Below are 14,831 nucleotides of genomic sequence, written 5' to 3'. Positions count from 1 at the left end.
GCACCACCTACCCGGTCCACCGCGCAACACGAGGAGTTCCCCCGCATGGCTGCACACCACGGCAACACCCCTGCTGCCTGGACCGGCGTCATCATCATCCTGGTCGGGTTCGTCGTCGGCGGCATCGGCATGGTGATCGACAACTGGCCGATGTTCTGGGTCGGGCTCGCGCTGCTGCCCGCCGGTGCGATCGTCGGCAAGATCATGCAGAAGATGGGCCTGGGCGCCGAGCCCGTCGCCGACTGAGGACTGCCGGGAGGCCGGTCGTGACCGCGACACTCGCAGCTCCGCCCGACGCCCGCAGCCGCTGGGCGCGGGTGCAGGGGCCGACGTTCCTCGCGGTCGGCGTGCTCGCCGCCTCGGTCGCCCTGCACGTGCGCGACCCGCACCAGGCGGGCAGCTGGGGGCTGTGCCCCTGGCTGGTGCTGACCGGCACCTACTGCCCCGGGTGCGGTGGCCTGCGCGCCGTGAACGACCTGACCCGCGGCGACGTCGCCGGCGCCGCGTCGAGCAACCTGCTGCTCGTCGGTGCGCTCCCGCTGCTCGGCGCGTGGTGGCTGCGCCGGATGCGCGACGGCTGGCGCGGAGTGCGGCGGCAGCCGACCGACCGGCAGGCCTACTGGCTGACCGGGCTGGTGCTCGGGGTGACCGCGGTGTTCTGGGTGCTGCGCAACCTGCCGTTCGCGACGTGGCTGACCCCCTGACCGCGACAGCGGTCAAGGGGCCAGCAGGTCACGGGGTGTTGGTGAACTGGAAGTCGCCGGTGGCGGCGACGTAGATCGTCCAGATCAGCCCGAGCACGCCGACGACGGTGCCGACGATGCCGAGGATGAAGCCGGCCTTCGCCATCCCCTGGCCGGTCTGCGAGCCGGCGCTGGCGGCGATCTCGTTCTGGGCCTGGCGTCCGAGCACCACCGCGGCGATGCCGGCCAGCCCGAACAGGAAGCAGCACAGCCCCAGCAGCGGCGAGGCGATGCCGATCACCAGGGCCACCACGGCCTTGGTGTTCGCGCGCGGGGCTCCGTAGCCCGGACCCTGGCCGCCGTAGCCGGGACCGGTCGGGCCGCCGTAGCCGGGACCGGTCGGGCCGCCGTAGCCGGGCGGCGGCGGGGGCGTGCCGTAGCCCGGAGGCGGCGGGGGCGGGGCGCCGTACCCGGGAGGTGTCCCGGACCCGTCGCCGGGGCCGCCCTCCTCGGGCGGCGGCGGTGGCGGTGTGTAGCTCATCGTTTCTCCCTCGTCGGCAGTGCGTCGTGATCGGTTGTGGGCCCGACGCTAGTGCCTCGCCCCGGCTGCACCGCCCGACACGCCTGCGCGGGAGCGCGCCCTAGAAGGTGGCGGTGGAGCCGCTCTCGGCGTACTCCTGGAAGGCCGCGTTGCCGCTGGCCACGAGGATCACGATCAGCGCGACCACGAGGATCCCGATCACCGCGGCCACGGCGCCGGTGATGATCCCGGCCATCGCGATGCCCTCCCCACTCTGGGTGCCCTGCGAGCTGCGGATCTCCGAGCGCCCCTTCACCCCGAGCACGACCGCGACGAGGCCGAGCACGCCGGCGCCGCAGCACCAGGACAGGACGAGCGTGCTGATGCCGACGATGAGGGCCGCGGTCGCCTTCCCGTTGGTGGGCGCCGGCGCCGGGTAGCCGGCCGGCGGGTAGCCGTAGCCGGGCGGGGGCGGGCCGGGGGTGTGGCTCATGCCGGGACTTCCTCGGATGCGTGTCGGGGGATCGGGACGCTGTCACTGCTGCAGGTGTCCGGGGGACGCCACCTCGTGGTGAGCCGGCAACCGGGCGCATGAGAGTCTAGAGACCCCGACATCGTGTCCGCCGAGGAGAGGTCAGCACCGTGAGCAGTTCCGTGCTCGACGAGATCATCGACGGCGTCCGGCTCGACCTCGCGGAGCGTGAGCAGAGCACCTCGATCGAGGAGCTCAAGGTCGCAGCCCGGCAGGCGCCGGACGCCCTCGACCCGATGCCCCTGTTCCGTGACGGCGGTGTCAGCGTCATCGCCGAGGTGAAGCGCTCCAGCCCCAGCAAGGGGCCTCTCGCCACCATCACGGACCCCGCCGCCCTGGCCGTCGACTACGCCGCCGGTGGGGCGGCCACCATCAGCGTGCTCACCGAGCAGCGCCGCTTCGGCGGCAGCCTGGAGGACCTGCGCGCCGTGCGCGCCGCGGTCGACGTCCCCGTGCTGCGCAAGGACTTCATCGTCACCTCCTACCAGCTGTGGGAGGCCCGCGCGGCCGGCGCCGACCTCGTGCTGCTGATCGTCGCGGCGCTCGACCAGCCGCAGCTGGTCGGCCTCCTCGAGCGCGCGATCACCATCGGGCTGACGCCGCTGGTGGAGGTCCACGACGAGGACGAGGTGGACCGCGCGCTCGACGCGGGCGCGCAGCTGATCGGGGTCAACGCCCGCAACCTCCGCACCCTCGAGGTCGACCGCGACACCTTCGCCCGGCTGGCGCCGCGGATCCCCGACGACGTGGTCCGGGTCGCCGAGTCCGGCGTCCGCGGCCCGCACGACGTGTTCGAGTACGCCAAGCAGGGCGCCCACGTCGTCCTCGTCGGCGAGACCCTGGTCCGCGGTGACAACCCGCGCGAGGCCGTCGCGGACCTGGTCGCGGCCGGCGCCCATCCCTCGCTCCACAAGTGCGAGAACGACTCGCACGGACAGCAGAAGGGGGTCTGACCCCGGCATGAGCAGCCCGACGACCCAGCCGGCCGGCACCCCGGCAGGTCCCGCGACCAGCAGGACCGACCCGAGCAACGAGAGCAGCCAGGGCAGCCGCTCGGTCCGCACCGAGGCGGGCACCCGGCAGGACGCCGAGCAGGCCCGCGTGCAGCAGGTCGGCGCGGACGGCCGCTTCGGTCGCTTCGGCGGCCGGATGATGCCCGAGGCGTTGATGGCCGCGCTCGACGAGCTCACCGTCGCCTGGCGCGACGCGCTCGCCGACGCCGCGTTCATGGCGGAGTTCGAACGGCTGCTGCGGGACTACGCCGGCACGCCGAGCCTCCTCTACGACGCCACCAAGCTCTCCGAGCTCGCCGGCGCCCGCATCCTGCTCAAGCGCGAGGACCTCAACCACACCGGCGCGCACAAGATCCGCAACGTGCTCGGCCAGGCCCTGCTCACCAAGCGGATGGGCAAGACCCGGGTGATCGCCGAGACCGGGGCCGGCCAGCACGGCGTCGCCACCGCCACCGCCTGCGCCTACCTGGGCCTCGAGTGCGTGGTCTACATGGGCGAGGTCGACACCGAGCGGCAGGCGCTGAACGTGGCCCGGATGCAGCTGCTCGGCGCCGAGGTCATCGCCGTCGACTCCGGCTCCCGCACCCTCAAGGACGCCATCAACGAGGCGATCCGCGACTGGGTCTCCAGCGTGGACCACACCGCCTACATCTTCGGCACGGCCGCTGGCCCGCACCCGTTCCCCTCGCTGGTGCGCAGCTTCTGCCGCGGCATCGGCGACGAGTCCCGCGCCCAGTGCCTGGAGCTCACCGGTGCGCTGCCCGACGCGGTCACGGCCTGCGTGGGCGGCGGCTCCAACGCGATCGGCATGTTCGCCGGCTTCATCGACGACCCGTCGGTGCAGCTGTTCGGCTTCGAGGCCGGGGGAGAGGGCGTGGGCTCGGGCCGGCACGCGGCCACCATCTCCGGCGGCGCCTTCGGGGTGCTGCACGGCGCCCGGACGATGGTGCTCCAGGACGAGGACGGCCAGACCATCGAGTCGCACTCCATCTCGGCCGGCCTGGACTACCCCGGGGTCGGACCGGAGCACGCCTACCTCGCCGAGTCGGGCCGCGCGACGTACCGCCCGGTGACCGACGCGCAGGCGATGGACGCCTTCGCGTTGCTCTCCCGCGCCGAGGGCATCATCCCGGCGATCGAGTCCGCGCACGCCATCGCCGGCACCCTCGAGCTGGCCAAGGAGATGCCCGGCGCCACGCTGCTGGTGAACCTCAGCGGCCGCGGGGACAAGGACATGGGCACCGCGATCGAGTACTTCGGCCTCGGCAAGGCCGACAAGTGAGCGGAGGCTCCCGCGGCTCGGCCGTCGCGTTCGACCGGGCCCGTGCCGAGAACCGCGCCGCGCTGGTCGGCTACCTGCCCGCCGGCTTCCCCGACGTCCCCGGCGCGGTCGACGCCATGCGCGCCATGGTCGCCGCCGGCTGCGACGTGATCGAGATCGGGCTGCCCTACAGCGACCCGGTGATGGACGGCCCGACGATCCAGGAGGCCGCCCAGCGGGCCCTCGAGGGCGGCGTCCGGATCGCCGACGTGCTGCGCACCGTCGAGCAGGTCGCCGAGACCGGCGTGCCGGTGCTGGTGATGACCTACTGGAACCCCGTCGAGCGGTACGGCGTCGAGCGGTTCGCCACCAGCCTGGCCGACGCCGGCGGAGCCGGTCTGATCACGCCGGACCTCGTGCCGGACGAGGCCGACGAGTGGATCGCGGCGGCGGACGCCCACGACCTGGACAAGGTCTTCCTGGTCGCCCCGTCCTCGACCGAGCAGCGGCTCCGCTCCACCACGCAGGCCTGTCGCGGGTTCGTCTACGCCACCGCGGTCATGGGCGTGACCGGTGCCCGGGAGAGCTCCAGCGACCTGGTCGGCCCGCTGGTGGCACGCACCAAGGCGGTCACCGACCTGCCGGTCGGCGTCGGGCTGGGGGTGTCCGACGGCCGGCAGGCCGCCGAGGTGGCCCGGCACGCCGACGGGGTGATCGTCGGGTCGGCGTTCGTCCGCCGGCTGCTCGACGCGGGCTCGGACCGCGAGGCCGGGCTGGCGTCGCTGCGCGAGCTGACCCTGGACCTGGCCGAGGGCGTCCGTGCGTCGGCGTGATCGTCGACTGCGTGCCGCTGGTGCCCTGGTCGTGCTCGGGGCGGTGGCGCTCGGCGGCTGCGCCGCGGAGCCGGACAGCGGCGGTGCCCCGGTGGCCGGGGTCAGCATCAGCGAGGACGACGGGCTCAACGGCATCGTGCTCCCGCAGGCCTACGACGTGCCTCCGGTCGAGCTCACCGCGACCGACGGGGCGCCGTACTCCCTGGCCGCGGACCCGGACCGGCCGCTGACCCTGGTCTTCTTCGGCTACACGCACTGCCCCGACATCTGCCAGCTGGTGATGGCCGACATCGCCTCCGCGCTGACCCGGCTCGACGAGCAGCAGCGCGCCCAGATCGGCATGCAGTTCGTCACCACCGACCCCGCCCGGGACGACCGCGCCACCCTGCGGGCCTACCTGGACCGGTTCGACCCGAGCTTCGGCGGGCTGACCGGACCGCTCGAGAAGATCGTGAAGCTCGGCACGGCGATGGGCGTGCCGGTCGCCAAGGGCGCCAGGCTGCCCTCCGGCGGCTACGAGGTCGACCACGGCACCAACGTCATCGGGGTCGCCCCCGACGGCACCGCGCCGGTGGTCTGGACCCAGGGCACCGGCCCCGAGCTGATGGCGGAGGACCTCCGCACCATCCTCGACGGCGGCGTCCCGGTCCCGCCCGAGCAGACCGGAGGGACGTCGTGATCCTGGCCAGCATCCCCAGCCCTGACCAGGGCGTCTGGCACCTGGGGCCGCTCCCGATCCGCGCCTACGCCCTGTGCATCATCCTCGGCGTCGTGGTGGCGGTCTGGCTCGGCGAGAAGCGCTGGGTCGCCCGCGGTGGCCGCCCCGGGCAGGTCAGCGACATCGCGGTCTGGGCGGTGCCCTTCGGCCTGGTCGGCGGCCGGCTCTACCACGTGATCACCGACTACAAGCTCTACTTCGGCGAGGGCCGGGACCCGATCAGGGCGCTCTACGTCTGGCAGGGCGGGCTGGGGATCTGGGGAGCGGTCGCGCTCGGCGCCGTCGGCGCCTACATCGGCTGCCGGCAGCAGAAGGTGCGGTTCCTCACCTTCGGTGACGCGATCGCACCCGGCATCATCATCGCCCAGGCGATCGGCCGGTGGGGCAACTGGTTCAACCAGGAGCTCTACGGCCGGCCGACCACGCTGCCGTGGGGCCTCGAGATCGATCCCGAACACCGGGTGGCGGGCTACGAGCAGTACACCACCTTCCACCCGACCTACCTCTACGAGTGCGTGTGGAACCTCGGCGTGGCCGGCCTGCTGCTCTGGGCCGACCGCCGGTTCCGGCTCGGCTACGGCCGGGTCTTCGCGCTGTACATCATGGGCTACACCGCGGGCCGGGGCTGGATCGAGTACCTCCGCATCGACACGGTGCAGGAGAACGACGTGTTCGGCCTCCGGCTGAACGTCTGGACCTCGATCGTGGTGTTCCTCTTCGGCCTCGGGCTGTTCCTGTGGTCGGCGCGGGTGCACCCCGGTCGCGAGGAGACGGTGTTCACCGGGCCGCAGCCCGACGAGCCGTCCGCCCAGAAGTCCGGGGACTCCGAGGCCGGCTGACTCCGGCCCTCGGGGCGGATGAGGTGAGCCTGCCCTTCGGTGAAATCAGGCGGCCCGGCTGGGTAGTTTGTGCACATGGCCACCGACTCGCCCCGCGTTCCCGAGATCGAGCACGATCACCCGGACGTCACCGGCGGCTGGCTGCGTCCGGCCGTCTTCGGCGCGATGGACGGCCTGGTGTCGAACCTCGCGCTGATCGCCGGTGTCGCCGGCGGCACGCGTGACCAGTCCGGTTCCACCGCGGTGGTGCTGGCCGGCCTGGCCGGCCTGGCCGCCGGCGCCTTCTCGATGGCCGCGGGGGAGTACACCTCGGTGGCCAGCCAGAGCGAGGCGGCGGAGCGCGAGATCCACAAGGAGCGCGCCGAGATCCTGGCCAACCCCGAGGGCGAGACCCGCGAGCTCGCGGCGATGTACGCCGCCAAGGGGATCGACCCGGACCTGGCGATGGAGGTCTCGCGCCAGATCCACCGCGACGTCGAGAACGCGGTCAACGTGCACGCCCGCGAGGAGCTCGGGGTCGACCCGGGGGACCTGGCCTCGCCGATGCTCGCCGCGGTCTCGTCGTTCGTGGCCTTCGCGGTCGGCGCCCTGATCCCGGTGATGCCCTACCTGCTCGGCGGCTCGTCGCTGCTGCCCGGCCTGGCGGTGACGCTGCTGGCGCTCTTCGTCTGCGGTGCGGTCGTCACCCAGGTGACCAGCCGGTCGTGGTGGTACGGCGGGCTGCGGCAGATGCTCCTCGGCGGCATCGCGGCCGCGCTCACCTACGGGTTCGGCGCGCTCGTCGGCGTGGGTCTCGGCTGATCCTGCCGACGTGTCCGACATGTGACACCGGCGTCTCACCGCGGCAGCAGGGCATGCCTCCGGTGGGGTACGCTCGGTTCTCCGCCTGGGCCAATGTCGTCCCGCGCACACACCTGCTCACGGCACCGGCGTCCGGTCACCCGGACGCCTTGCCACGACGACGACGGGAGAGTGCCGCATGCGAGCATTCCCGCCGCCCCAGGGTCTCTACGACGGCCTCCACGAGCACGACGCCTGTGGCGTCGCATTCGTCGCCACCCTGACAGGCGAAGCCAGCCACGACATCGTCGCGAAGGCCATCACGGCCCTGCGCAACCTCGAGCACCGCGGTGCCACCGGGGCCGAGCCGGACTCCGGCGACGGCGCCGGCATCCTCCTCGGCCTGCCCGACGCGTTCTTCCGGGCGGTCACGCCCGACGCCGGGTTCGAGCTCACCGCCCCCCGCACGTACGCCGTCGGCACCGCGTTCCTCCCCGGCGACGCCGAGCAGGTCGCCAAGACCCGGCAGCGGATCGAGGAGATCGCCGTGGAGGAGGGCCTGCGCGTCCTCGGCTGGCGCGAGGTCCCCACCGACCCGACGATGCTCGGCTCCACCGCGGTCAGCGTGATGCCGACCTTCAGCCAGCTCTTCGTCACCGCCGCTGCCGGTCGGCTGGTCGGGATGGCGCTGGAGCGGCTCGCGTTCTGCCTGCGCAAGCGCGCCGAGCGGGAGACCGACGTCTACTTCCCGTCGCTGTCCTCGCGCACGATCGCCTACAAGGGCATGCTGACCACCGACCAGCTCGACCGGTTCTACCCCGAGCTCACCGACGAGCGCGTCGCCTCCGCGGTCGCCGTGGTGCACTCGCGCTTCTCCACCAACACCTTCCCGAGCTGGCCGCTGTCGCACCCGTTCCGGTTCATCGCGCACAACGGCGAGATCAACACCGTGATGGGCAACCGCAACTGGATGCGGGCCCGCGAGGCGCTGCTCTCCAGCGACCTCATCGGCGGCGACCTGGAGCGGCTGTTCCCGATCTGCACGCCCGGAGCCTCGGACTCGGCCTCGTTCGACGAGGTCCTCGAGCTGCTGCACATGGGCGGCCGGTCGCTGCCGCACTCGGTGCTGATGATGATCCCCGAGGCGTGGGAGAACCACGCCGAGATGGATGACTCCCGGCGCGCGTTCTACGAGTTCCACGCCTCGATGATGGAGCCGTGGGACGGCCCGGCCTGCGTGGTCTTCACCGACGGCACCCAGATCGGCGCGGTGCTCGACCGCAACGGCCTGCGCCCCTCGCGCTACTGGGTCACCGACGACGGCCTGGTGGTGCTCGCCTCCGAGGTCGGCGTCCTGGACATCGACCCCGCCACCGTGGTCCGCAAGGGCCGGCTGCAGCCGGGGCGGATGTTCCTGATCGACACCGCCGAGCACCGGATCATCGAGGATGAGGAGATCAAGGGCGCGCTGGCAGCCGAGCACCCTTACGACGAGTGGCTGCACGCCGGGATCATCCGGCTCGACGACCTCCCGGACCGGGAGCACGTCGTACACACCCACGCCTCGGTCACCCGCCGCCAGCAGATCTTCGGCTACACCGAGGAGGAGAAGCGGGTCATCCTCACGCCGATGGCGCGCTCCGGCGCCGAGCCGATCGGCTCGATGGGCACCGACACCCCGATCGCAGCGCTCTCGGACCGGCCGCGACTGCTGTTCGACTACTTCACCCAGCTGTTCGCGCAGGTGACCAACCCGCCGCTCGACGCGATCCGCGAGGAGCTCGTCACCTCGCTGTCGGGCACCATCGGGCCGGAGGCGAACCTGCTCGAGCCGACCCCGGCCTCGTGCCGGCAGGTCGTGCTGCCGTTCCCGGTGATCGACAACGACGAGCTGTCCAAGATCCGGCACATCAACCGTGACGGCGACATGCCCGGCTTCATCACCCACCTCTCGCGCGGGCTCTACGCGGTCGAGGGCGGGGGAGCGGCGCTGGCGGCCCGGATCGACGAGATCTGCGCCGAGGTGTCGGCCGCGATCGCGGACGGCGCGCGGATCATCGTGCTGTCGGACCGCCACTCCACCGCCGAGCTGGCGCCGATCCCCTCGCTGCTGCTCACCGGGGCGGTGCACCACCACCTGGTCCGGGAGAAGACCCGCACCCAGGTGGGCCTGGTGGTCGAGGCCGGGGACGTGCGCGAGGTCCACCACGTCGCGCTGCTGATCGGCTACGGCGCCGCCGCGGTGAACCCTTACCTGGCGATGGAGACCGTCGAGGATCTGGCCCGCGACGGCCACTACGTCGACATCGAGCCCGAGCGCGCCATGCGCAACCTGGTCAAGTCGCTGGGCAAGGGCGTGCTCAAGGTGATGAGCAAGATGGGCGTCTCCACCGTCGCCTCCTACACCGGCGCCCAGATCTTCGAGGCCGTCGGGCTCTCGCAGAGCCTGGTCGACCGCTACTTCACCGGCACCGTCAGCAAGCTCGGCGGCATCGACCTCGAGATCGTCGCCGAGGAGGTCGCCCGCCGGCACCGCAAGGCCTACCCCGTCGACGGGCTGCCGCCGGCCCACCGCTCCCTGGACATCGGCGGGGAGTACCAGTGGCGCCGCGAGGGGGAGCCGCACCTGTTCGACCCCGAGACGGTGTTCCGGCTCCAGCACTCGACGCGCACCGGTCGCTACGACGTCTTCAAGCAGTACACCTCGCGGGTCAACGAGCAGTCCGAGCGGCTGATGACGCTGCGCGGCCTGTTCACGTTCAAGGGCGCCGAGGCGCTGGGGCGCAGCCCGATCCCGATCGAGGAGGTCGAGCCGGTCTCGGAGATCGTCAAGCGCTTCTCCACCGGAGCGATGTCCTACGGCTCGATCAGCCAGGAGGCGCACGAGACCCTGGCGATCGCCATGAACCGGCTGGGCGGCAAGTCCAACACCGGCGAGGGCGGCGAGGACCCGGACCGGCTCCACGACCCCGAGCGGCGCAGCGCGATCAAGCAGGTCGCCTCGGGCCGGTTCGGCGTGACCTCGGAGTACCTCACCAACGCCGACGACATCCAGATCAAGATGGCCCAGGGCGCCAAGCCCGGCGAGGGCGGTCAGCTGCCCGGCCACAAGGTCTACCCGTGGGTGGCCAGGACCCGGCACAGCACGCCGGGGGTGGGGCTGATCTCCCCGCCGCCGCACCACGACATCTACTCGATCGAGGACCTGGCGCAGCTGATCCACGACCTGAAGAACTCCAACCCCTCGGCGCGCGTGCACGTCAAGCTCGTCGCCGAGGTCGGGGTCGGCACGGTGGCGGCCGGTGTCTCCAAGGCACATGCCGACGTGGTGCTGATCTCCGGCCACGACGGCGGCACCGGGGCGTCACCGCTGACGTCGCTGAAGCACGCGGGCGGTCCCTGGGAGCTCGGGCTGGCCGAGACCCAGCAGACGCTGCTGCTCAACGGTCTGCGGGACCGGATCGTCGTGCAGTGCGACGGCCAGCTCAAGACCGGTCGCGACGTCCTGGTGGCCGCGCTGCTCGGTGCGGAGGAGTTCGGGTTCGCCACCGCACCGCTGGTGGTCTCCGGCTGCGTGATGATGCGGGTCTGCCACCTCGACACCTGCCCGGTGGGCGTCGCGACGCAGAACCCGGTGCTGCGCGAGCGCTTCAACGGCAAGGCCGAATACGTCGTCAACTTCTTCGAGTTCATCGCCGAGGAGGTCCGCGAGCTGCTCGCGGAGCTCGGCTTCCGGACCCTGGAGGAGGCGGTCGGCCACGCCGAGCTGCTCGACGTGGCCCGGGCGGTCAACCACTGGAAGGCCGCCGGTCTCGACCTGACCCCGGTGCTGCACGTGCCGGCGCTGGCCGAGCACGCGGTGCGGCACCACACCGTCGCCCAGGACCACGGCCTGGACAAGGCGCTGGACAACCGGCTCGTGGCGCTGGCCGAGCCTGCCCTGGAGCGGGGCGAGCCGGTGCGGGCGCAGCTGGAGATCCGCAACGTCAACCGGACGGTCGGCACGATCCTCGGTCACGAGGTCACCAAGCGCTACCGCGGCGAGGGCCTGCCCGACGGCACGATCGACCTGACCTTCACCGGGTCCGCGGGCCAGTCCTTCGGCGCGTTCCTCCCGCCCGGCATCACGCTGCGGCTGGAGGGCGACGCCAACGACTACGTCGGCAAGGGCCTCTCGGGCGGACGGGTCGTGGTGCGGCCCGACCGGTCCGCAAGCTTCGAGGCCGAGACGCAGATCATCGCCGGCAACGTGATCGGCTACGGCGCCACCTCCGGGGAGCTGTTCCTGCGAGGGCAGGTCGGCGAGCGCTTCTGCGTGCGCAACTCCGGCGCGACCGCGGTCGTGGAGGGCGTCGGCGACCACGGCTGCGAGTACATGACCGGCGGACGGGTGGTCGTCCTCGGACCGACCGGGCGCAACTTCGCGGCCGGGATGTCCGGTGGCGTCGCGTTCGTGCTCGACCTCGACGAGCGGCGGGTGAACCCGGACCTCGTCGAGCGGACCCCCGTGACCGGGGCGGCGGCCGGCGAGCTCGAGGCGCTGGTCCGCCGGCACCTGGAGGAGACCGGATCCGCCGTGGCGCAGGCGCTGCTGGCGGACTGGGACGCCGCCGTACGCCGCTTCACCGAGGTCATGCCCACCGACTACAAGAGGGTGCTCGCCGCCAAGCTCGAGGCCGAGGAAGAGGGCCTGGACGAGGACGCGACCGCCGCGAAGATGATGGAGGCCCTCCATGGCTGATCCCCGAGGCTTTCTGAAGGCCGGTCGCCAGGTGGCGGACCGGCGTCCCGTCGAGGAGCGAGTCCACGACTGGCACGAGGTCTACCCCGGCAGCGCCGGGCGGGCTCTGCTGCCGATCATCACCACCCAGGCGGGGCGGTGCATGGACTGCGGCATCCCGTTCTGCCACCAGGGTTGTCCGCTGGGCAACATCATCCCCGAGTGGAACGACCTGGTCTGGCGCGACGACTGGGAAGGCGCCATCGAGCGGCTGCACGCCACCAACAACTTCCCCGAGTTCACCGGCCGGCTCTGCCCGGCGCCCTGCGAGACCGCCTGCGTGCTGGGCATCAACCAGGACCCGGTGACGATCAAGAACGTCGAGGTGGCGATCGCCGACAGGGCCTGGGAGTCCGGCTACATCCGTCCCCAGCCGCCGGAGTGGCTCAGCGGCCGGACCGTCGCGGTGATCGGTTCTGGACCGGCCGGGCTGGCGACCGCCCAGCAGCTGACCCGCGCCGGGCACACCGTCGCCGTCTACGAGCGGGCGGACCGGATCGGCGGGCTGATGCGCTACGGCATCCCCGAGTTCAAGATGGAGAAGCAGTACCTCGACCGGCGCCTGGACCAGATGCGTCGTGAGGGCACGGTGTTCCGCGCCGGCGTCGACGTCGGCGTCGACCTCACCGGGACCGAGCTGCTCGAGCGGTTCGACGCGGTCGTGCTGGCAGTCGGGGCCACCGTGGCCCGGGACCTGCCCGTCACCGGCCGCGAGCTGGGCGGCATCCACCAGGCCATGGACTTCCTGCCGCAGGCCAACCGGACCGCGCTGGGCGAGCAGGTCGAGGGCCAGGTCACCGCGGCGGGCAAGAACGTCGTCATCATCGGCGGCGGCGACACCGGCGCGGACTGCCTGGGCACCTCGCACCGGCAGGGGGCGGCCTCCGTGACCCAGCTGGAGATCCTGCCGCAGCCGGGGACCGACCGCCCGGACGGCCAGCCGTGGCCGACGTACCCGATGACCTACAAGGTCTCCTCCGCCCACGAGGAGGGTGGCGAGCGGGTCTACTCCGTGTCCACCCAGGAGTTCCTCGGGGACGCGGACGGCAACGTGCGGGCACTGCGGCTGGTCGACATGGAGATGCGTGAGGGGAGGTTCGTCGAGGTCGAGGGCAGCGAGCGGGAGATCCCCGCGGAGCTGGTGCTCTTCGCGATGGGCTTCACCGGGCCGCAGCAGGAGGGTCTCGTGGAGCAGCTCGGGGTCGAGCTCGACGCCCGCGGCAACATCGTGCGCGACAAGGCCTACGCCTCCTCGGTCCCCGGCGTCTTCGTCGCCGGTGACGCAGGACGCGGGCAGTCGCTGATCGTCTGGGCGATCGCCGAGGGGCGCGCCGCGGCGGCCGCGGTGGACAGCTTCCTCACCGGCGCCACCACGCTGCCGTCGCCGATCGCCCCCACCGACCGCCCGCTGCTGGTCTGATCCACCGCGGGGCGGGCCCACATCTTGGAACGATCAACCCGGCGACAGGGGTGACTGACCGGTAGCCCGCTAGTGTCGGATTCGTGCGTAGAGCCAAGATTGTTTGCACCCTAGGACCCGCCACCTCGACTCCGGACAGCATCCGTGAGCTCGTCGAAGCCGGCATGGACGTCGCCCGGCTGAACCTGAGCCACGGCGCCTACGAGGACCACGAGAAGGTCTACCAGATGGTGAGGCAGGCCTCCGACGAGACCGGCCACGCCATCGGGATCTTCGCGGACCTGCAGGGGCCGAAGATCCGGCTGGGCAAGGTGGCCGGCGGACCGATCCAGCTCGTCGAGGGCGAGACCTTCACGATCACCACCCGTGAGGTCCCCGGTGACCGGTCGATCTGCTCGACGACGTACGCCGGTCTGCCCGGCGACGTCTCGGTGGGCGATCCGATCCTGATCGACGACGGCAAGGTCCGCCTGGAGGTGACGGCGGTCGGCGACACCGACGTCGAGACCCGGGTCGAGGTCGCCGGGCCGGTCAGCAACCACAAGGGCATCAACCTGCCCGGGGTCGCCGTCTCGGTGCCGGCGCTGTCCGAGAAGGACAAGGAGGACCTGCGCTGGGCCCTGCACCTCACCGTCGACTTCATCGCGCTGTCGTTCGTCCGCTCCGCCTCCGACGTCGAGGACGTCCGCGCGATCATGCGGGAGGAGGGCATCTTCCTGCCGGTGATCGCCAAGATCGAGAAGCCCCAGGCGATCACCAACATCGAGGAGATCGTCGACGCCTTCGACGGCTTCATGGTGGCCCGTGGCGACCTCGGCGTGGAGTGTCCGCTCGAGGACGTGCCCTTCCTGCAGAAGCTGGTCATCGACGTCGCCCGCAGGCACGCCAAGCCGGTGATCGTCGCCACCCAGATGCTGGAGTCGATGATCTCCTCGCCGCGCCCCACCCGGGCGGAGGCCTCCGACGTCGCCAACGCCGTGCTGGACGGCGCCGACGCGGTGATGCTCTCCGGGGAGACGAGCGTCGGGGAGTTCCCGATCGAGACGGTCCGGACGATGGCGCGGATCATCGAGTCCACCGAGGACCACGGGCTCGCCCGGATGACCGCGATCGACTGGCAGCCCCGCACCCGCGGGGGAGTGATCGCCAAGGCCGCGGCCGAGGTCGCGATGCGGGTGGGCGCGAAGTACCTCGTGGCGTTCACGCAGAGCGGCGACTCGGCTCGCCGGCTCTCGCGGTACCGCGGGGAGATCCCGATGCTGGCCTTCACCCCGGTCGACGTGGTCCGCTCGCAGCTCGCGCTCTCCTGGGGGGTGGAGACCTTCAAGGCGCCCTCGGTCGAGCACACCGACGAGATGGTGCGTCAGGTCGACGAGCACCTGCTCAGGATCAACCGGGTGAAGGAGGGCGACCTGGTGGTGATCATCGCCGGCAGTCCGCCCGGTCTGCCGG

At 72.0% G+C, this 14,831-nt stretch carries 13 protein-coding genes (1 of these 13 cut by a window edge); 11 read left to right on the top strand and 2 right to left on the bottom strand.

Annotated elements, in window-relative coordinates; genetic code table 11:
- Nucleotides 1–45: 45 nt before the first annotated feature.
- Nucleotides 46–246 carry an HGxxPAAW family protein gene (locus H9L09_RS00725; protein WP_187578903.1) on the top strand — a complete coding sequence of 67 codons (201 nt, stop codon included), beginning with the start codon at nucleotides 46–48 and terminating at the stop codon, nucleotides 244–246.
- A gap of 20 nt (nucleotides 247–266) precedes the next feature.
- Nucleotides 267–704, top strand: coding sequence for a DUF2752 domain-containing protein (locus H9L09_RS00720; protein WP_187578902.1), 438 nt, complete (start codon nucleotides 267–269; stop codon nucleotides 702–704).
- Nucleotides 705–732: 28 nt separating this feature from the next.
- Here the strand turns inward: H9L09_RS00720 and H9L09_RS00715 are convergent, their stop codons facing one another.
- Together H9L09_RS00715 and H9L09_RS00710 are read right to left on the bottom strand one after the other, a co-directional pair.
- A complete protein-coding gene (locus H9L09_RS00715) occupies nucleotides 733–1,224 on the bottom strand; it encodes a DUF4190 domain-containing protein (protein ID WP_187578901.1) in 492 nt (163 codons plus the stop codon).
- Nucleotides 1,225–1,324: 100 nt separating this feature from the next.
- The gene (locus H9L09_RS00710; protein WP_187578900.1) at nucleotides 1,325–1,696 is read right to left on the bottom strand and encodes a DUF4190 domain-containing protein; all 372 of its coding nucleotides are present in this window, start codon (nucleotides 1,694–1,696) and stop codon (nucleotides 1,325–1,327) included.
- A 149-nt stretch (nucleotides 1,697–1,845) separates the two neighbouring features.
- Here H9L09_RS00710 and trpC point away from each other — a divergent pair, with 149 nt between their 5' ends.
- The 9 genes from trpC to pyk all read left to right on the top strand — a co-directional run.
- Nucleotides 1,846–2,688 carry an indole-3-glycerol phosphate synthase TrpC gene (gene trpC / locus H9L09_RS00705; protein ID WP_223164164.1) on the top strand — a complete coding sequence of 281 codons (843 nt, stop codon included), beginning with the start codon at nucleotides 1,846–1,848 and terminating at the stop codon, nucleotides 2,686–2,688.
- A 196-nt stretch (nucleotides 2,689–2,884) separates the two neighbouring features.
- The gene (gene trpB, locus H9L09_RS00700; RefSeq protein ID WP_246456410.1) at nucleotides 2,885–4,030 is read left to right on the top strand and encodes a tryptophan synthase subunit beta; all 1,146 of its coding nucleotides are present in this window, start codon (nucleotides 2,885–2,887) and stop codon (nucleotides 4,028–4,030) included.
- Nucleotides 4,027–4,842 carry a tryptophan synthase subunit alpha gene (gene trpA, locus H9L09_RS00695; RefSeq protein WP_187578898.1) on the top strand — a complete coding sequence of 272 codons (816 nt, stop codon included), beginning with the start codon at nucleotides 4,027–4,029 and terminating at the stop codon, nucleotides 4,840–4,842. The genes trpB and trpA overlap by 4 nt, the downstream gene beginning before the upstream one ends.
- On the top strand, nucleotides 4,829–5,521 hold the full coding sequence (locus H9L09_RS00690) for an SCO family protein (RefSeq protein ID WP_187578897.1): 693 nt from the start codon (nucleotides 4,829–4,831) through the stop codon (nucleotides 5,519–5,521). The genes trpA and H9L09_RS00690 overlap by 14 nt, the downstream gene beginning before the upstream one ends.
- Nucleotides 5,518–6,399, top strand: a complete 882-nt coding sequence (gene lgt / locus H9L09_RS00685; protein ID WP_187578896.1) for a prolipoprotein diacylglyceryl transferase — start codon at nucleotides 5,518–5,520, stop codon at nucleotides 6,397–6,399. Before H9L09_RS00690 ends, lgt begins: the two co-directional genes overlap by 4 nt.
- A 75-nt stretch (nucleotides 6,400–6,474) precedes the next feature.
- On the top strand, nucleotides 6,475–7,200 hold the full coding sequence (locus H9L09_RS00680; protein ID WP_187578895.1) for a VIT1/CCC1 transporter family protein: 726 nt from the start codon (nucleotides 6,475–6,477) through the stop codon (nucleotides 7,198–7,200).
- A 178-nt stretch (nucleotides 7,201–7,378) separates the two neighbouring features.
- Nucleotides 7,379–11,920 (top strand): glutamate synthase large subunit, encoded by a 4,542-nt coding sequence (gene gltB, locus H9L09_RS00675; protein WP_187578894.1) that lies wholly within the window; start codon nucleotides 7,379–7,381, stop codon nucleotides 11,918–11,920.
- Nucleotides 11,913–13,379: a glutamate synthase subunit beta gene (locus tag H9L09_RS00670; protein WP_187578893.1), complete on the top strand. Its 1,467-nt coding sequence runs from the start codon at nucleotides 11,913–11,915 to the stop codon at nucleotides 13,377–13,379. The genes gltB and H9L09_RS00670 overlap by 8 nt, the downstream gene beginning before the upstream one ends.
- Nucleotides 13,380–13,462: 83 nt before the next feature.
- Nucleotides 13,463–14,831 carry the 5' portion of a pyruvate kinase gene (gene pyk, locus H9L09_RS00665; RefSeq protein WP_187578892.1) on the top strand. Its footprint extends 83 nt past the window's final position, so 1,369 of the gene's 1,452 nt are visible here — the first part of the coding sequence; it begins with the start codon at nucleotides 13,463–13,465; the stop codon falls past the right edge of the window.

It is taken from the genome of Nocardioides mesophilus (genome assembly GCF_014395785.1).
Classification (GTDB): Bacteria; Actinomycetota; Actinomycetes; order Propionibacteriales; family Nocardioidaceae; genus Nocardioides_B; species Nocardioides_B mesophilus.
Note: the sequence above shows the minus strand (reverse complement) of the source record. Positions and strands in the feature narration are given on the sequence as shown.